The sequence below is a fragment of the Plantactinospora sp. CA-294935 genome (assembly GCF_050936445.1).
Lineage (GTDB): Bacteria > Actinomycetota > Actinomycetes > Mycobacteriales > Micromonosporaceae > Plantactinospora.
Genome location: NZ_JBNJMU010000001.1, coordinates 174,522 through 192,649, shown reverse-complemented (window position 1 = coordinate 192,649; position 18,128 = coordinate 174,522). Strand labels below are relative to the sequence as shown.

The 18,128-nt window shown below is 72.1% G+C and carries 12 protein-coding genes and 1 pseudogene; 8 read left to right on the top strand and 5 right to left on the bottom strand.

All coding sequences use genetic code 11. The annotated features are described in order from the left end of the window. Positions 1-159: 159 nt before the first annotated feature. A complete protein-coding gene (locus ACQEVC_RS01000) occupies positions 160-1,341 on the bottom strand; it encodes a PQQ-dependent sugar dehydrogenase (RefSeq protein ID WP_432872406.1) in 1,182 nt (393 codons plus the stop codon). Between the two features lie 406 nt (positions 1,342-1,747). On the opposite strand from ACQEVC_RS01000, the gene ACQEVC_RS00995 reads away from it, so the two are divergent. Then, positions 1,748-3,418, top strand: coding sequence for a hypothetical protein (locus ACQEVC_RS00995; protein ID WP_432872404.1), 1,671 nt, complete (start codon positions 1,748-1,750; stop codon positions 3,416-3,418). A 93-nt stretch (positions 3,419-3,511) separates the two neighbouring features. Continuing rightward, positions 3,512-4,438, top strand: coding sequence for a 2-hydroxyacid dehydrogenase (locus ACQEVC_RS00990; RefSeq protein ID WP_432872402.1), 927 nt, complete (start codon positions 3,512-3,514; stop codon positions 4,436-4,438). Between the two features lie 10 nt (positions 4,439-4,448). On the opposite strand, the gene ACQEVC_RS00985 is transcribed toward ACQEVC_RS00990, so the two are convergent. Next, the gene (locus ACQEVC_RS00985) at positions 4,449-4,847 is read right to left on the bottom strand and encodes a PH domain-containing protein (protein WP_318400771.1); all 399 of its coding nucleotides are present in this window, start codon (positions 4,845-4,847) and stop codon (positions 4,449-4,451) included. 365 nt (positions 4,848-5,212) lie between these two features. Between ACQEVC_RS00985 and ACQEVC_RS00980 the strand changes: the two genes are divergently transcribed. Then, entirely contained in the window at positions 5,213-7,858 is a 2,646-nt protein-coding gene (locus tag ACQEVC_RS00980; RefSeq protein WP_432872399.1) for an EAL domain-containing protein, read from the top strand. Between the two features lie 54 nt (positions 7,859-7,912). Here the strand turns inward: ACQEVC_RS00980 and glyA are convergent, their stop codons facing one another. Next, positions 7,913-9,181, bottom strand: coding sequence for a serine hydroxymethyltransferase (gene glyA / locus ACQEVC_RS00975; protein WP_432872396.1), 1,269 nt, complete (start codon positions 9,179-9,181; stop codon positions 7,913-7,915). 134 nt (positions 9,182-9,315) lie between these two features. Further along, the gene (locus ACQEVC_RS00970) at positions 9,316-10,335 is read right to left on the bottom strand and encodes a LacI family DNA-binding transcriptional regulator (RefSeq protein ID WP_432872394.1); all 1,020 of its coding nucleotides are present in this window, start codon (positions 10,333-10,335) and stop codon (positions 9,316-9,318) included. Positions 10,336-10,801: 466 nt separating this feature from the next. On the opposite strand from ACQEVC_RS00970, the gene ACQEVC_RS00965 reads away from it, so the two are divergent. Continuing rightward, entirely contained in the window at positions 10,802-13,267 is a 2,466-nt protein-coding gene (locus ACQEVC_RS00965; protein WP_432890929.1) for a glycoside hydrolase family 2 protein, read from the top strand. Positions 13,268-13,389: 122 nt separating this feature from the next. On the opposite strand, the gene ACQEVC_RS00960 is transcribed toward ACQEVC_RS00965, so the two are convergent. Further along, positions 13,390-13,821 (bottom strand): hypothetical protein, encoded by a 432-nt coding sequence (locus tag ACQEVC_RS00960; RefSeq protein WP_432872392.1) that lies wholly within the window; start codon positions 13,819-13,821, stop codon positions 13,390-13,392. A gap of 338 nt (positions 13,822-14,159) precedes the next feature. On the opposite strand from ACQEVC_RS00960, the gene ACQEVC_RS00955 reads away from it, so the two are divergent. From ACQEVC_RS00955 to ACQEVC_RS00940, 4 genes and pseudogenes are all read left to right on the top strand, one after another. After that, positions 14,160-14,531 carry a hypothetical protein gene (locus ACQEVC_RS00955; protein ID WP_432872390.1) on the top strand — a complete coding sequence of 124 codons (372 nt, stop codon included), beginning with the start codon at positions 14,160-14,162 and terminating at the stop codon, positions 14,529-14,531. Between the two features lie 234 nt (positions 14,532-14,765). Further along, positions 14,766-15,242, top strand: coding sequence for a hypothetical protein (locus ACQEVC_RS00950; RefSeq protein WP_432872387.1), 477 nt, complete (start codon positions 14,766-14,768; stop codon positions 15,240-15,242). Between the two features lie 128 nt (positions 15,243-15,370). Further along, a pseudogene (locus ACQEVC_RS00945) lies at positions 15,371-15,463 on the top strand (3'-5' exonuclease); the annotation flags it as partial. Positions 15,464-15,702: 239 nt separating this feature from the next. Beyond that, on the top strand, positions 15,703-18,042 hold the full coding sequence (locus ACQEVC_RS00940; protein WP_432872384.1) for a SulP family inorganic anion transporter: 2,340 nt from the start codon (positions 15,703-15,705) through the stop codon (positions 18,040-18,042). Positions 18,043-18,128: the final 86 nt, after the last annotated feature.

The window sequence follows — 18,128 nt, the reverse complement described above, 5'->3', positions numbered from 1 at the left end:
TCTTCAAAACCCGCCGCAGGTCCCGCGCCATTTCCACCGCGGGTATGAGCTAGCTCTCCCACCCGGCCGGACGTGTCGGACGGCGGCGGCCCGGCCGGGGACGGTGCGGACATCTCCGGGACCGTGCCGGCGTGCTGTCCGTCCCGTCCGCCGGGGATGTCAGCTCTTTCCCGCCGCGCCACCGGAGAAGACCAGCCGGAAGATCCGGTCGTCCTCGGGGGCGGGGTCGCGCTTGCCGTCGTGGTTGGAAGTGGAGATCCACAACGAGCCGTCCGGTGCGGCGACCGCCGTACGGAGCCGGCCGTACTCGCCGACCAGCAGCGGGCGGGGCTGGCCCAGTACGGTGCCGTTGGCGGTGAGTTCCACCAGCCAGAGCCGCTCGCCCCGCAGGCAGGCCGCCACGAAGAGCCGGTCGATCATCGCCGCACCGGAACAGGACGCCTCGGCGGTGGTCCAGGTGACCAGCGGATCGACGTACTTCTCGGCGTCCGCGCCGCCTCCACCGCGCCCCTCGACCTCGGGCCAGCCGTAGTTCTTGCCCGGCGTGATCAGGTTGATCTCGTCCCACTGGTTCTGCCCGAACTCGGTGGCGTAGAGCCGCTTGTTGGCGTCCCAGGCGATGCCCTGCACGTTGCGGTGCCCGTACGACCAGACCAGGGAGTTCGGGAACGGGTTGCCCCGGGCCGGCTTACCGGCCGGGGTCATCCGGAGGATCTTGCCGCCGAGGCTCTTGAGATCCTGCGAGAGCCCACGCTCCGAGGCGTCCCCGGTGGTCGCGTAGAGAAAGCCGTCCGGGCCGAAGCCGAGCCGTCCGCCGTTGTGGATGCCGGAGAGCGGGATGCCGGTGACGATCGGTGTCGGCCTGGCGCCCAGGGTCAGCTTGGCGATCCGGTTGTCCTCGGACGTCGAGTAGTAGATGAAGACCGTCTTGTCCTGCTGGTAGGCCGGGGAGACGGCGATGCCGAGCAGGCCACCCTCGCCGGCCGCGTCGACCTCGTCGACGGTCTGCACGGTGCTGACCTTGAGCCCGTTCGTGTCGGACTCCGGGCCGACTTTGAGGATCTTGGCGGTGTCCCGTTCGGTCACCAGCGCGCCGCCGTCGGGCAGGAACGCGATGCCCCAGGGGATCTGCAGCCTGCTCGCGAGTACGGTGGCCGCGACCTGCTGCCCGGCCCCGCTCTGGCTGGGCGAGACGGACGGGGTGGGGAAGCTCGGCGGTTCACCGGCCGGGTCCGGTTCCGGCTCGCCGAAGGCACAGCCACTGGTGAGGAGTACGGCCGCCGCACAGAGCGCGACCGCCGCGCGCCGACGGCTGAGTCTGGGGTACGGACGAGCGCTCACCCGGACCAGGGTAGTCCGATCCCGTCGCGCGCCGTCGGTCCGCTCGATCATTGAGCCTTTTTCGACCTTCCCGTGCGGTCCGTGGTGTCCACCGGTGGAAGTCGGGGTGAACGCGTCGCGCTGTCCAGGTTGAAGAGGGTTCATTCCACCGATCTTCCGGAGTCGTCGCTGGTCGGGGCACCGGTCGGGTGATCGTGCCGGCCCGGCGCCGTTCGCCGGGTCGTCAGGACCGGTCGACCCGGCACCGTGACGAGTCGCGGCGGCCGGGGCGGGTTCCCGGAACGGCCGGGCTGAGGGCCATCCCAGACCCGATCAATAACCCTGGTAAGGAGCGAACGGTGCTGATAAGAAGAATCGGGCATGTCGCCCCGCAGATCGCCGGTCCGGCCGTGCGAAACTGCCCGGCATGGCGCTCGCGACCACATCGGAGCTGACGGAGCCGCCATCCCGGTCCACCCGACGGCGACCCACTCCCGGGCGGGTCGCCGCCGTGCTCGGCGTGCTCGGCGTCGGCTACCGGCTGGGACTGCTGCTCGCCGAGGTACCACCGAGCAACAGCGACGAGGCGGTCACCGGGCTGGTGGCCCGGCACGTCGCGCAGGGGCGGGAGTTCCCGCTCTTCTTCTACGGCCAGTACTACATGGGCGCCCTGGAGTCCTATCTCGCCGCGCCGCTGTTCGCGGTCCTCGGCTCGTCCACCTTCGTGCTGCGGTTACCCAACCTGCTGCTCTACGCCGCCTTCCTGGCGCTGATGTGGCAGCTCACCCGCCGGCTCTACACCCCCTGGCTGGCGGCGGCCACCGTCGGCCTGCTCGCCCTCGGCTCGGACCGGATCGTGAAGAACCAACTCATCGCGGGTGGCGGCTATCCGGAGATGAACCCGGCCGGCGCGCTGCTGGTGCTGCTGGCGGTCAACCTCGGACTCGGCGTCGTACGCCGGCCCGGCCCGGCGTACGCGGGCTTCGGGCTGGTCGCCGGACTCACCCTCTGGGACGACTGGCTGATCCTGCCGTACGTCGGCGCGGCCGCCGCGGTGCTGCTCGGGTTCGGGTGGCGGTCGCTGGTCAGCCCGGCCGGGGTGGCGCTCGGCGCCGGGCTGGCGGTCGGACTCGTCCCGATCGTGGCGCACAACCTGACCGCCGCGCCCGAACACCGCTCGCTGGCCGTCTACGCCGGACTCGGCGGCGGCGCCGGTTCGTGGCCGGAGCGGCTCTACGGCGGTGTCCTCCTCGGACTGCCGATGGGCACCGGGCTCTGCCCACCCGGCCGGTGCGCGCCGTGGCAGTTGTGGTGGGGAGTCGGCTATCCGGTGCTGCTGGCGGTCGCCGCCGTGCTGGCCTGGCGGGCGCTGCGCCAGGCCACCGATCGGACGAACCGGGCCCGGCAGGCCGGCCGACTGGCGCTGCTGGCCGGCGCAGCGCTCAGCCTGCTGGCGTACGCCGGCAGCGGTGCCGCCGCGACGACTCCGGTGGAGAGCGCCCGCTATCTCTCGGTACTGCTGATCTCGACGCCGGCCGTGCTCTGGCCGCTCTGGTCGGTGCTGACCCGGTCGGCCGGAGCGGGGCCATCGCGGCCGGCGACATCCACCGGGCCGGATGGTCCCGGCCGGTCGCACCTGGCCAGGGCGGTGCCGGCCGTCCGGCTGGCGGCGGCGACCCCGCTCGCCGGGCTCGCGGCCAGCATGGTGCTGGCCAGCGCCGCCCTGGTCGCGGCAAGCCCCGAGCTGGCCCGGAAGGCCGCCCAGCGCCGCGACCTGGTCGCCGGGCTCGACCGGCTGGGCGTGCAACGGTTCTACACCGACTACTGGACCTGCAACAACGTCATCTTCCTCAGCCGGGAACGGATCGTCTGCGGAGTGCTCGATGCCGATTTGCGGGCCGGCTGGGACCGCCATCCCCGCTATCCGAGACTGGTCGCCGAGGCGTACCGGCCGGCGTTCGTGCTCGCCGAGCGGTCCGCGCTGGACGCGGCGGTCCGGGCCCACCTGGGCGACACCGGCCTGCCGGTCACCGTGACCACCGTCGCCGGGCACCACGTCTACCAGCCGGCCGGGCCGGTCGGCCTGCCGGTGCGCTGACGCCGCCGGGACGGCTTCCGGCACCGGCAGCGGCAGCGGGGGAGCCGAGGGCGACCGCCGGTTCCCGGTCGCCGAGGACTATCGTCGGGGTCCGTGAAGGTGTGGATTCCCCATCCCGAGGGGCTGGAACTGCTCGGCCAGATCCCCGACGGCGTCACCGTGGAGATCGCCCCGGCGCCGGACCGGCTCCCCTCGGACCCGGCCGGAGTCCGGTTCTGGGTGCCGCCGTTCCTCGCCCAGGCCGCCGCGGTGCCGATCGTGGCCAAGCTGCCCGACCTGCGGGTGGTGCAGTTGCTCTCGGCAGGGGCGGACATCTGGGCCGGCCGGCTGCCCGGGCACGTCACCCTCTGCGACGCGCGCGGGGTGCACGACTCGTCCACCGCGGAGTGGGTGGTCACGGCGATCCTGTCGTACCTGCGGTCGTTCCCGGTCTTCGCGCGTGCCCAGGCCCGGCACGAGTGGTCGTACGACCAGGTCAACCCCACGGACGAGCTGGCCGGCAAGCGGGTACTCGTCGTCGGCGCGGGTTCGATCGGGACGGCCACCCGGGCCCGGCTGGCGCCGTTCGAGGTCGCCCTGACCATGGTCGCCCGGACCGCCCGCCCCGCCGAAGGGGTGTACGGAGTCGACGACCTGCCGGCGCTGCTGCCCGAGGCGGACGTGGTGGTGCTGCTGGTGCCGCTCACCGAGGCCACCCGTGGCCTGGTCGACGCCGGGTTCCTCGCCGCCATGCGGGACGGCGCCCTGCTGGTCAACGCCGCCCGTGGACCGGTGGCCGACACCGACGCCCTGGTCGCCGAGCTGGCGACCGGCCGGATCGCGGCGGCGCTGGACGTCACCGAGCCCGAGCCGCTGCCGGCCGGGCACCCGCTCTGGGACCTGCCCAACGTGCTGCTCACCCCGCACGTCGCCGGCTCGGTACGCGGGTTGCTGCCCCGCGGCTATCGGCTGGCCGGCGAGCAACTGCGCCGGTTCGTGGCCGGAACCCCGCTGATCAACGAGGTGGTCGACGGGTACTGACCGGGGCGGGTCAGTCGCCGGGCTGGTCCGGGGTGGGGCGGGGCTCGCCGAGCGGCTGGCCGCTGGCGGCGACCAGGCCGGGCAGGTCCGCGGCCCGGACCGCCGGCAGTGCCGCCGTACGGCCGTCCCGGAGGAGTGCCACCGCCTGGCCGCGCGGGTCGGACGCCAGCTCCACGATCTCCGACCAGGCGATCCTGCGCTCGCCCAGCAGCGCCCGGATCCGTACGCCGGCCCGGTCGGCGTCGGTGCCGGCCCGCCAGGCCCACACACCGACCGCCGCCGGCACCAGCAGCAGCGGGAGGAGATACCAGCGGGAGGTGGCCAGTGGCAGGGCGCCGAGGAACGCGATGACGGCGGCCACCCAGATCGCCTGGCTGTGCCGGAAGCGGAGTGTGCCGGTCTTACCCACCTGGCGATTTTCGCACCCCGGCCCGTCCGACCCGGCGCGGGCCTCGACCGGCCGGGCCGAGTGGGGTCGCCCGAACCGCTGGCCGGGCCGGGTAGAGCGGGCTTGACCGGCTGGGGGAAGATTCTCCGAGCAACCCGGAGTGGAAGACCCCTACCGTTGAACCTTTTCAACCTGGACGGCGGCGCGCACGCGCCTAGAAAGCCACCTGCGGCCACGACCGGCCACGGGGCGAGGCTGAAAAGGGTTCAATACGTAACCACGCCCCCTGCCGATCGTTGGGGGTTGATAGGACTGGTTTCGGCTGTTCGGCCGGACCGGACCTGACCTGCACCACGTCCGTGCCCCCTCTGCGAAGGCATCCCGCCATGTTCGTGGCGCACATCGCGGACGGCTCAGCCCGCCGGCTGGTCGTCCGGGTCACCGAGACCGGTGCCCCTCTGCTCTCCGTGGGCGTCCTGATCGCCGCTCACCTCGGCGCGCTGCCGCCCTATGCCGCGGTCGCGGTGACCGTCGGCGCGGTCGCCGCCGTGGCCGCCGCCCGGCTGGTCCGGCTCGCCATCCGACTACACCGGGGCGGCACCGGCTTCGGCCCGTGCCGGGGCGCCGGCTTCCTCGGCTTCGGTCTGGTCGCCAGCGTGCTCTCCTCGCTGGCCCTCTTTCTCTCGCCGGCCGAGGCCCGGTCGACGGTGGCGCTCGGCGGCCTGGCGCTGACGTTCACCCTCTACCTGCTCGGCATGGTGATGCTGCCCGGCGCCGCGAGCACGGTGTCGGTACGGCTGCGCCGGGCCTTCGACGGGCTGAGTCTCGGCATCAGTCTCGCCTTCTCGGCCTGGGTGATCCCGCCGGACACGCTGCCTCCGCTCGCCATGATCGCCGCGCTCTTCGCCGTCGTCGGTCTGCCGGTGGTCACCATCACCACGCTGCGGGCGTACGAGTACCGGCGCTCCGCCGCGCTCTGCGGCATCGGCGCCGGACTGGCGGTCTTCGGGCATTCGCTGATCGCGGTACTGGTCACCTACGGCGCACCGGCGACGGCGCTGCCGCTGGCCGCCATCTCGCTGGTCGCCGGCCCGGCGCTGATCGCCGCCGGTGCCCGGCGGGCCAATCCGGTGGCCCAGCCGAGCACCGCACCGACCGAGCCGCAGACCACCCTGACCGCCTATCCGCTGCTGACGATTCCGGCGATCCTGGCGACGCTCTCCGCGCTCTGGCATCTGGTCACCGTCGGCGAGTTCGACCACACCTCGATCCTGCTCGGCCTGGCCGTGATCCCGACCCTGGTGGTCCGGGAGGTGCTGGTGATGCTGGACATCCGGCGGTACGCCAAGCGGCTGAGGGAGCAGGAGGCGCACTTCCGCTCGCTGGTCTCCGGGGCCAACGACCTGACCATGATCGTCGGCGAGGACCTGCTCATCCGCTGGCAGTCGCCGACCGCGGCCCGGCTCTTCGGGCTCTCCGACGCCGACGTGCGGGGTCGGGCGTTCCCCAACCTGATGCATCCGGACGACGCCGCCGACGTCACCCAGGTGCTCACCGACGTGCTCGCCGGGCGTGACGTGCCGACCGGGCGCCCGCAACTGGTCACCGCCCGGCTGCTGGACGGGCACGGCGCCTGGCGGGACACCGAGTCCACCGTCAGCGACCAGCGGGCGGTGCCCGAGGTGGCCGCCCTGGTGGTGCACGTCCGGGACGTCAGCGAACGGCAACGGCTGGAGCGCAAGCTCAACGAGCTGGCCTTCACCGACGAGCTCACCGGGCTGGCCAACCGCCGGGAACTGATGCGGACCATCGTCACCCAGCGGGCGATGCCGGGGCACAGCGGCGCGCTGCTCGTGATCGACCTGCACGGCATGTCCGGGATCAACGACGTGCACGGGCGGCAGATGGGCGACGCCGTACTGGCCGAGGCGGGGCGGCGGCTGAAGACCGGGGTCGGTGCCGCCGACGTGGTGGCCCGGCTGGGCGGGGACGAGTTCGCGGTGGTGACGGTGGACCGGCCGGTGCTGGCGTACGCGATGGGCACCCGGCTGCTGACCGCGCTGACCGAGCCGTATCCGATGCCCGGCGCGGTGTTGCACCTCGGCACCAGCATCGGCCTCGCCGACCTGTCCGGCGGGGACGGTGTCGACGACGTACTCCGCCGGGCCGACCTGGCCAGGCTGCGGGCCCGGCAGCTCGGTCGCAACCGCGTCGAGTGGTACGACGACGAGCTGGAGGAGCAGTTCACCCGGCGGCTCGACCTGGAGCGCGAGCTACCCGGTGCGGTGCAGCGGGGCGAGCTGGACCTGGTCTACCAGCCGGTGCTCGACCTCGATGACCAGCAGCCGGTGGGGACCGAGGCGTTGCTGCGCTGGCGGAGCCCGGCGCTCGGCACCGTGCTGCCGGCCGAACTCCTGCCGGTGGCCGAGGACCTGATGCTGGTGGAGGAACTGGGCCGCTGGGTGCTGGACACCGCCTGCCGGCAGCTCGCCGCCTGGTCGCAGCGGCCCCGACGGCTCTGGATGTCGGTCAACATCTCGTCCCGCGAACTGACCGCGTCCGACTTCGTCCGCTGGGTGAGCACCTCGCTGGCCGAGCACCGGGTCGAGCCGGACCGGCTGGTGCTGGAGATCGCGGAGCCCCGGGGCGGGGTCGACGTGCCGGCGGTGGTGACCCAGCTCGCCGGGTTGCGGGCGCTCGGCGTACGGACCGCGTTGGACGACTTCGGCAGCGGGCAGGCGTCGCTGGCACAGCTCCGCCGGCTGCCGGTCGACTTCCTCAAGGTCGACCGGACCCTGGTGACCGAGGGCGGCAACCGGGAGGGCGGCGGCAAGCCCTTCATCGACGTACTCGTCAGCCTCGGCAAGCGGTTCGGCTTGGAGATCATCGCCGAGGGGCTGGAGTCGCCGGGGCAGGTGGAGCAGGCCCGCAAGGCGGGCTGCAAGCTCGGCCAGGGGTACGCACTGTCCCGACCCGCTCCGGCAGAGCGGGTCGAGGCGTATCTGGAGGAGTTCCCGAGCCCGTCCCGCTGACGACCGCGCGACCGACCGACGACCGACCGTCCGGTCGGCCCGACGGGCGCCTGGTCAGCCGGCCGCGTAGCCCGGCATCGGGTACGCCGCCAGCAGGTCCCGGACCTCGCCGGCGATCCGGTCGAGGGCGGCCTCGTCGTCCTTGAGCGCCGCGGTGACCGCCTCGTCCATCCAGGCCGCGACCTGCGGCATCTGCTCCTCGGTCAGGCCCCGGGTGGTCAGCGCCGGGGTGCCGAGCCGGATGCCGGAGGGGTCGAACGGCTTGCGCGGGTCGTACGGGACGGTGTTGTAGTTCAGCTCGATGCCGGCCCGGTCCAGCGCCTGGGCGGCCGGCTTGCCGGCGATGCCCTTGCTGGTCAGGTCGGCGAGGATCAGGTGGTTGTCGGTGCCGCCGGAGGAGAGCGTGAAGCCCCGCTCGACCAGCGCCGCCGCCAGCGCCCTGGCATTGGCGACGACCTGGTGGGCGTACCGGCGGAAGTCCTCGGTGCCGGCCTCCCGCAGCGCGACCGCGATGCCGGCGGTGGTGTGGTTGTGCGGGCCGCCCTGCAGGCCCGGGAAGACGGCCTTGTCGACGGCGGCGGCGTGCTCGGCGGTCGTCATGATCATGGCACCGCGCGGTCCCCGCAGGGTCTTGTGCGTGGTGGTGGTGATCACGTCGGCGTACCCGACCGGCGACGGGTGGGCACCGCCGGCGACCAGGCCGGCGATGTGCGCGATGTCGGCCACCAGCACCGCACCGACCTCACGGGCGATCTCGGCGAAGCCGGCGAAGTCGATGGTGCGTGGCACGGCCGTGCCGCCGCAGAAGATCAGCTTGGGGCGTTCCCGGCGGGCCAGGTCGCGCACCTCGTCCAGGTCGATCCGGCCCGTTTCGGCCGAGACGCCGTAGCGGATCGGGTTGAACCACTTTCCGGTGGCCGAGACCGACCAGCCGTGCGTGAGGTGGCCGCCCATCGGCAGCGCCATCCCCAGCACCGTGTCGCCGGGGGAGAGGAACGCCAGGTAGACCGCCAGGTTGGCCGGGGAGCCCGAGTACGGCTGCACGTTGGCGTGCGCGACACCGAAGAGTTCCCGGGCCCGGGTCACCGCCAGCGTCTCGATCGGGTCGACGAACTGCTGGCCCTCGTAGTAGCGGCGGCCGGGGTAGCCCTCGGAGTATTTGTTGGTCAGCACCGTGCCGCTGGCCTCGAGGACGGCGGTCGAGACGTAGTTCTCGGAGGCGATCATCCGCAGCTTGTCGTGCTGCCGGGTCGCCTCGGACTCGATCAGCGTCGCCAACTCCGGGTCGGCGGCGGTCAGGCTGGGAATCGGTGGTACGTGCACGGTGGTCGTCCTCCTGGCTGGTCTCCGCCTCGCCGCCGATGCTATCGGTTACCGGGCCGGCCACCTCAGCCGCCGCCCGCGCGGCCGGGGGCATGAGCGACTGGGCGGACGGTTTCGTCGCCCGGCGACTGCGCTCAGGGCTGCCGGGGCGGTGCGGTGCTGCCGCGCGGGATGAGGTGCGCGGTCTCGTCCTGGAAGTCGCCGAGCGGCTGCCCGGCGATGGCGGCGAGGAGCCGGCCGGCGGCGTGCGCCCCGTGTGCCGGGATGTCCCGGTGCAGCGCGGTCAGCGGCGGGTGCACGAGTCGGCAGAGCGGCGAGTCGTCCCAGGCCACGATGGAGACGTCGGACGGCACGGCCAGCCCCATCTCCTGGGCCACCGACAGCCCGGCGATCGCCATCACGTCGTTGTCGTACACGATCGCGGTCGGCCGGTCGGCGGAGCTGAGCAGGCGTCGGGTGGCCCGGGCGCCCTCCTCGCCGCTGTAGTCGGACGAGACGGTGACCGTACGGTCGAGGCCGAGCCGGCGGCAGGCGGTGCCGAAGGTCTCGGTGCGGATCTCGGTGTGCAGCAGCCCGGGCAGGCCGCCGACCCGGGCGATCTGGCGGTGGCCGAGCGCGACCAGGTATTCGAGCACCTCGGTCAGGGCGAGGGCCTCGTCGGACCAGACGTGGTCGAGCCCGCCGCTGTGCCTCGGCACGCCGATCACCACCGCCGGCAGGCGCAGGTCCTCCAGCACCGGCACCCGGCGGTCGTCGACCCGCAGGTCGCAGACGAGTACGCCGTCCACCCGCCGCTCGCCCCACCAGCGCCGGTAGACCGCGATCTCGGCCTCCGGGCTCGCCACCACCTGGAGGGTCAGTGCGTACGACCGGGCGGAGAGTTCCGCCTCGACCCCGCTGATCAGCTCCATGAAGAACGGCTCGATGCCGAGGATCCGGGCGGGTCGGCAGAGCGCCAGCCCGACCGCGTTGGCGTTGGCTCCGGAGAGTGCCCGGGCCGCGCTGTTCGGGTTGAAGCCGATCTCCTGGGCGATGGCGAGAATGCGTTGCCGGGTGGCGTCCGAGACGCCGGGCTGTCCATTCAGGGCGTAGGAGACGGCGCCCTTGGAAACCCCGGCCCGCCGGGCCACATCCGCGATTGTCGGCCGCTTCACCCGGCGCTCCTTCGTCTGCGACGACCCGGGTACCGGGTGGGCCGGTCGGGTCACCTGCACGCTTGCGTCGTGCTGCCGCGCGAGCCGGTAAAGCTCGTGCAAGCCACGGGAGTGAACTTTTCCGGTTAAGGATAGCGATGCGGCAATCTTGCCGACAGTGCCGGTCGGCCGGCACGGGCTCCGGAGAGCGCCCGGATATTTCGAGGTGGAGGACGGCGGGTAAGGGCTTACCTGGGTCACTCGACCATCGATTGTCGACCATTCGCGGCCGATTCGGGGGCCGTTGACAGGGCGCAGGGGCGCCCGTACGGTGACTTTACTTATCCGGTTCAGTCGGCATCTCTCGATGTCTTGGCCGTGCCTCCCGGTCCGGCGACGGTGCCCTCCACCAGGGAAGGCGCGCCGAGGTCGCGACCGGCCGGGATCCGAGAAATGGTCGGTCGCGACCCGAGGAATTGAGGTGCCCGTGACGTCCTGGCAGAGCCTGCACGACGGTTGGTCGCTGACCGCGATCGGCAACCCGGAGGTCCCGGAGGCGGTCGCGTCCGCCCCGGTCCCGGCCACCGTGCCCGGCTGCGTGCACACCGACCTGCTCGCCGCCGGACTGATCCCGGACCCCTACCTCGACGAGCACGAACTCATGCTGGGCTGGATCGGCCGTACCGACTGGTGCTACCAGACCACCTTCCGGTGGGACGGCGGCGACGGCGACCGGGTGGACCTGGTCTGCGCCGGCCTCGACACAGTGGCGACGGTCACCCTCAACGACGTCGAACTCGGCCGCACCGCCAACATGCACCGGAGCTACTCCTTCGACGTCCGGCGGGTGCTGCGGGCCGGCGACAACGTGCTGCGGGTGCGGTTCGACTCGGCGTACCGCTATGCCGAGGCGGAGCAGCGGCGGCTCGGCGCCCGGCCGAAGGCGTACGCGACGCCGTTCAACTTCATCCGCAAGATGGCCTGCAACTTCGGCTGGGACTGGGGCCCCGAGCTGGTCACCGCCGGGATCTGGCAGGAGATCGGGTTGCGCACCTGGCGGACGGCCCGGCTGGCCGAGGTCCGCCCGCAGGTCACCGTCGCCGGTGCCGAGGGCCGGGTCCAGGTACGCGTCGAGGTCGACCCGGCCGACGACGGCGACCCGGCCGTGCCACTCACCGTCCGGGCCACCGTGGCCGGCGAGGTCGCCGAAACGGTGCTCGGGCCGGGGCAGCGCGGCGCCGAGCTGACCGTCACCGTCGCCGACCCCGAGCTGTGGTGGCCCCGGGGGTACGGCGCGCAGCCGCGCTATCCGCTGGCCGTCACGCTGCACGCCGGGGAGCGCGAGCTGGACGGCTGGCACCGGCAGATCGGCTTCCGCTCGGTACGCCTTTCCACCGCCGCCGACGAGCACGGCTCGGCGTTCACCGTCGTCGTCAACGACCTGCCGATCTTCGCCCGGGGCGTGAACTGGATTCCGGACGACTGCTTCCCGCACCGGGTGACCCGGCAGCGCTACGCGGAACGCCTCCGCCAGGCCTGCGACGCCAACGTCAACTTCCTGCGGATCTGGGGCGGCGGCCGGTACGAGTCCGAGGACTTCTACGACCTCGCCGACGAGCTGGGCCTGCTGGTCGGGCAGGACTTCCTCTTCTCCTGCGCCGCGTACCCGGAGGAGGAGCCGCTCCGCACCGAGGTCCGGGCCGAGGCGGCCGAGCAAATCGTCCGGCTGGCCAGCCATCCGAGCCTGGTCCTCTGGTTCGGCAACAACGAGAACATCTGGGGCTGGCACGACTGGGGCTGGCAGGCGGAGCTGGCCGACCGGACCTGGGGCGCGGGCTACTACTTCGAGCTGCTGCCCGGCCTGCTGGCCGAGCTGGACCCGAGCCGGCCGTACTGGCCGGGCAGCCCGTGGTCGGGGCGGCCGGATATCCACCCGAACGACCCGGCGCACGGCAGCATGCACATCTGGACGGTCTGGAACCAGCTCGACTACACCCACTACCGGGACTACCTGCCCCGGTTCGTCGCCGAGTTCGGCTGGCAGGGCCCGGCCAGCTACGCCACGCTGCGCCGGGCGATCCCCGGCCGGGAACTCGCCGAGGACTCGCCCGCGATGGCGCACCGGCAGAAGGCCGGGGACGGTCAGCTCAAGCTGGCCCGAGGGCTCGACGCGCACCTGCCGGCACCGCGCGACTTCGACGACTGGCACTACCTGACCCAGCTCAACCAGGCCCGGGCGGTCAGCGTCGGGGTGGAACACCTGCGGTCGTACCGGCCGGTCTGCATGGGCAGCCTGGTGTGGCAGCTCAACGACTGCTGGCCGGCCACCTCCTGGGCCGCCGTCGACGGTGACGGCCGCCGCAAACCCCTGTGGTACGCGCTGCGCCGCGCGTACGCCGACCGGCTGCTCACCATCCAGCCGAGGCAGGGCGGGCTGGCCCTGGTCGCGGTCAACGACGGCGGTACCCCGTGGACCGGGCGGGTGGACGTGACCCGGCTGACCCTGGCCGGCGAGCCGAGGGGCAAGGCGTCGGTCGAGCTGTCCGTGCCGCCGTACTCGGAATACACCTGGCCGCTGCCGGCGGACGTCGCCAGCCCGGACGACCCGCGCGCCGAACTGCTGGTCGCCGATCCCGGCGGGGACGGCGAGCGGAGCTTCTGGTTCTTCGCGGAGGACCGCGAACTGGCCTACCCACCGGCCCGGTACGAGGCCACGGTCGAGCCGTCGCCGGACGGCGTGCGGGTGCGGGTGACCGCCCGGACGATCCTGCGCGACCTGGTGCTCGCCCCGGATCGGCTCGATCCGGCGGCAGAGGTCGACGAGGCGCTGGTCACGCTGCTGCCGGGGGAGTCGGCCACCTTCACCGTACGGTCCGCGGCACCGCTGGACCCGGCGGCGCTCACCGCCCGTCCGGTGCTCCGCTGCGTCAACGACATGGTGCCGCAGCACTGATCCGCAGCACCTGATCCGCAGCACCACCTGATCCCGCACCCCTGTTACCGGTCGCCACCGACCCGACGCACGTCTCGGTCACCGCTCCCGGAAGGACCACCACCGCCGATGAGCGCGTCACCTCAGCGGTGTTGCGGCTTGTCGTCGTCGATCTGGGTGAAGGTGACGGTGTCGGGGAGGTAATTCGGGAAGCTGAGTGTGATGACGAGGACGTTGTCGACCGTGTCCGCGTCCTGCACGCTCCCCAGCCCGAATCCCTGCCAGTTGCTCCAGTTCGTCGGGGTGAACTGGAGCATCACCGGCTGGCTGATCCACCCGCCGGTGCCTCGCATCGTCATCTGGAGGAAGGCCGCCTCGGCCGGCGGGTGGCTCAGGCGTACCCGGAAGGAGGCGCCGGTGCCCTCCGGGATCGAGGTCGAGGCGGGCTCGGCGATCACCCTCGGGAAGTCGCCGACGGCGGCCTGGGCCGGTCCGGCGGGGGCGACGATCGCGACGGCGGCGAGCGCGAGCGCGCCGACCGCGCTGAACCAGCGGCGTACGGGAATGACAGGCATCGGAAACCTTTCGGGCAGGAATGGACGTCACGGCGGCACCGCCGGAGCCCACCAGCGGTGCTGATCTGCGTGCCCTACCCGCGCGAGGTATCGAGATCCTCTCATATCCCGAGGGCGATCGGTACCTGGAGAGGCATGGCGATGGACGCGGCATGTGCTGTCCCGCCCGCTCGACGAACTGGACCGCGGCATTGAGTGCGCTAAGAAACAACAGAGCCGACAGGTGTCTGATGTCTGTCATTTCCTGGGGCCACACTCGTGTGGCCTCGCCACCATATGCAAGTCGATGAGCAGGGCAAACTTGATCAATAGATTGACTGCTATCGTCGGCTGCGGGGGTGGCGGAGGGGCTTGAGATGTTGAATCCGGATGGGTTCGGTACTGATACGGACGTCCTACGGAAGTACGCGGTCCACCTGGATCAGGTGGCAGAGGATCTCAAGCCGCTACAGGAGAGATTTGCCGGCGGAGGGCCGGCAACGATCCCGATCGACGCGTTCAGTAGCCGTACCGGCTGGCTTCATCTGATGGCCGAGGAGCTTCGGGCGTTCCGGGATACCTATGCGGACGCACAGCCCGGGACGGAGTGGCGCCTGCGCCGGATCCGGGATGCCATCAGGGAAGCCGGTCGCCTGCTCGGCGAGGCGGCTGACGAGTACGACCGCAGCGACCGGGGCGCCGCCGGCCGGACCGGGGCGGCCGGCCGATGACTCTCGCACTGCCGGAGGCGGCCCACGTCCTCAGTGGGGTCGCCCGCCTGGTCGGCGTCGACGACCCGATCAAGATGCTCAAGGAGTTCCAGCAGTTCGTCGACACGGACGAGTTCCAGCGTGCGGCTACCGAGGTGTGGGGCACGAGTCCTACCTCCTCGCCGACCTCGTCAGCCGAGCATCCCGGACGAGGGGCAGCCGTTCGTCCTACGCCGCAGGGCGCTGGTATGGATATTGGCCCTGCAACCGGTCGTGTGGCTGGGCATCCTCTCGCCGCTGTGCGTTCCGGCCATCGCTCCGTCCGGAGTGCCGTGGACCCTGCTGGTGCTGGTCCTGCCCTTCCTGATCGTGATGCTCTTCGGCATCCTCCGCGTCATGCCGAAGGTGACCGGGATCTGGCTCGCCGCCGATCCGGGCGGGGTCTGGGTGCGGGCACGGAGTCGCACCGGCACGGATGCCTTCGCGATCCGGGCGCCCTGGAGCCACATCGAGTCCATCTTCGCGATCCAGACGAGTCGTACGGGCATCTCAGGCGGCCCCTGGACGCTGGTGGTCCGGGTCAAGGACCTGCCCACCACGCTGCGTCAACCAGATCGGCAGGAGGCAGACCGCGCCACGTTCACGGTGAGCACCTGGCTCTCGAACTACTCGGCCCGAGACGCCATCGACGTGCTCACCCGGCTCGCTGCTGGACGCGCCCCGATCGGTTGAGCACCCCACCGGGGTGGCGCCGCATCACTTGTTGAAGGTGCGGATCAGGTCCAGGAAATGCCGAAGCCTGTGCACGTCGGCGGCCTTCACCGGGTCCGGGTTGACGTGCATCACGCCGTTGCGCAGTCGACGGCGTACACATCGGCACGATGCACCGGTTCAAGGGACTCGAATATCAACGAATCATCATCGCCGGAGTCAGCGACGGACTGGTCCCCCGACCCCGGTTTCCGGGTCGGCCCCTCGCGCTTTGCGGATGCGGGACGGTCCGGCGGCGGTGCCCGTGTCGATTCTCACACCGGGAAAGTGATTAATCGTCACTATAGGGATTCATTCGAATCTAAAGCTAGAATCCTGACGAACAGCGACGTTCCCCTCTTAGGCCAATTATCGGAAACGCAGTCGTGTCCGGACCGGCAACGACCTCCGCCGTTCGTGTGGCGGAGCCGGAGGAGGAACCATGTCGCCCACGACGTTCGGCCTGGCCGAGACATCGCACCGGCTTCGCGCCTGGGTCCGCCGGGACCTACGGTACGACCTACCGGCCTCGCTCGTCGTCTTCCTGGTCGCCGTGCCGCTGTCGCTGGGCATCGCGGCCGCCTCCAACGCCCCGGTGGCCGCCGGCCTGATCGCGGCCGTGGTCGGCGGGGTGGTCGCCGGCCTGTTCGGCGGCTCGCCGCTCCAGGTCACCGGCCCGGCCGCCGGGCTTACCGTGGTCGTCGCGGAGTTGGTGAGCCGGTTCGGCTGGGCCGCCACCTGCGCGATCACCGCTGCGGCCGGGCTGTTGCAGGTCGCGTTCGGGTTGTGCCGGCTCGCCCGGACCGCGCTCGCCCTCTCGCCGGCGATCGTGCACGGCATGCTCGCCGGGATCGGCGTCACGATCGTGCTCGGGCAACTGCACGTGCTGCTCGGTGGCGAACCCGGCACCACACCACTGCGCAACCTGATCGACCTGCCGGCCCAACTGGCGACCCGGCACGACCACGCGGCGCTGATCGGGCTCACGGTGATCGGGCTGCTGGTGCTCTGGCCCCGGCTGCCGAGACCGGTCCGCCGGGTACCCGGCCCGCTCGTCGCGGTCACCCTGGCCACCCTCGCCGCCATGGTCTGGAACGACGTCGACCTGGCCCGGGTGGAGATGCCGGGGTCGCTGCTGGCCGCCGTACACCTGCCGGCGCTGCCCGACCGGGACTGGTCGGCCGTCGCCGCCGCGGTACTGACCGTCGCCGTGATCGCCAGCGTGGAGAGCCTGCTGTCGGCGACCGCCGTCGACCGGCTGGCCGCCGACCGGGCCGCCCGGGACGGCCGCCGGTCCACCCCGACCAACCTGGACCGGGAGATGATCGGCCAGGGCCTGGCGAACGGCTTCTCCGGCCTGCTCGGCGGGCTGCCCGTCACCGGTGTCATCGTGCGCAGCTCCACCAACGTCAACGCGGGGGCCCGGAACAGGGGCTCCGCGGTCCTGCACGGTGTGTGGGTCCTGCTCTTCGCGGTCCTGCTGGTCGTACTCGTCGAGCGGATCCCGATGGCCGCGCTGGCCGGGCTCCTCGTCGTGGTCGGCCTGCAACTCGTGAAGATCTCCGACATCCGGCGGGTACGCCAGCACCGCGAACTGACCGTCTACGTCGTCACCGCCCTCGGCGTGGTGGTCTTCAACCTGCTGGAGGGGGTCCTGATCGGACTCGTTCTGGCGGTCGTGCTGATCCTCCGCCGGGTGGTCTGGGCCACGGTGCAGGCCGAGCGGGTACGCGCCTGTCCGGCGGGCCGCGAGCACTGGTCCGTGCACGTCGAGGGGACGCTCAGCTTTCTCGCCATCCCGCGGCTGGCCATGGTCCTCGGGCGGGTGCCGCCGGGCAGCACCGTCGACCTGGAACTGGTCACCGACTTCCTCGACCACGCGGCCTTCGACCACCTCGACTGGTGGGTACGACAGCACGAGAGCACCGGCGGGCGGGTACACCTCGACGAGGTGGGTCCGGCGGCCCTGCGCGGCGACCACCCCCGGCCGTCCCGGCGGATCCACGCCCTGGTGCCGCCGCGCTGGTTCTCGCCCTGGTCGAGTTGGCAGGCCCGGCACCCGGACGGGGCGGGCGAGCCGAGCCGCGCCGACCAGCCCGGATCGGCGCTGGCCGCGCTCCGGCCGCTGCACGTCGGGGTACGCGAATACCACCGCCGTTCGGCAGCCCGGCTGCTGCCGTTCCTCACCGAACTGGACGGTGGGCACAAGCCGCACAGCCTCTTCCTGACCTGCGCCGACGCCCGGATCCTGCCCAACGTGATCACCAGCAGCGGGCCCGGCGACCTCTTCACGGTGCGCAACATCGGCAACCTCGTCCCCGCCGACCACACGGCGGAGTCCTCGGTGGCGGCCGCCGTCTCGTACGCCGTCGAGGTGCTCTGCGTGCCGGCGCTGCTGGTCTGCGGGCACTCCGGGTGCGGGGCCATGCAGGGGCTGCTCGGCGGGCGCGACGAGGAGGAGAGCCACGTCGGGCGCTGGTTGCGGTGCGGGCGGCCGAGCCGGGCGGCGTGGCGGGCCGGACATCCGGTCGGGCTGGCCGCCGCCCGGGACGGTCGCGCCGAGGTCGACCAGTTGGCGATGGTGAACGTCGCCCGCCAGGTCGCGGTGCTCCGGGAGTTCCTCGCCGCCCGCGGCGTCGGGCCGGCGAAGGTGTCGGTGCAGGGGCTGTTCTTCGACATCCCGACCGGCCTGCTGCTGGTCCTCGACGAGCAGCGCCAGCGGTTCACCTCGCCGCCGGACCAGGAGTTGGAGATCAGTGGCGCGGGTTTCGTCCGACCCTAGGCCGGTGCGGCCGGCTCCGGGGGGACACCTCTCGCGAGGTCCGGGGGTTCGGCACGATAGTGCCACGGCGGTGGCGTGGCAAGGAC

Coding starts and splice junctions, on each gene's coding strand:
- ACQEVC_RS00995 (WP_432872404.1), top strand. CDS start 1,748: ATGGCGCTCGCGACCACATCGGAGCTGACGGAGCCGCCATCCCGGTCC.
- ACQEVC_RS00980 (WP_432872399.1), top strand. CDS start 5,213: ATGTTCGTGGCGCACATCGCGGACGGCTCAGCCCGCCGGCTGGTCGTC.
- ACQEVC_RS00960 (WP_432872392.1), bottom strand. CDS start 13,821: ATGCCTGTCATTCCCGTACGCCGCTGGTTCAGCGCGGTCGGCGCGCTC.
- ACQEVC_RS00940 (WP_432872384.1), top strand. CDS start 15,703: ATGTCGCCCACGACGTTCGGCCTGGCCGAGACATCGCACCGGCTTCGC.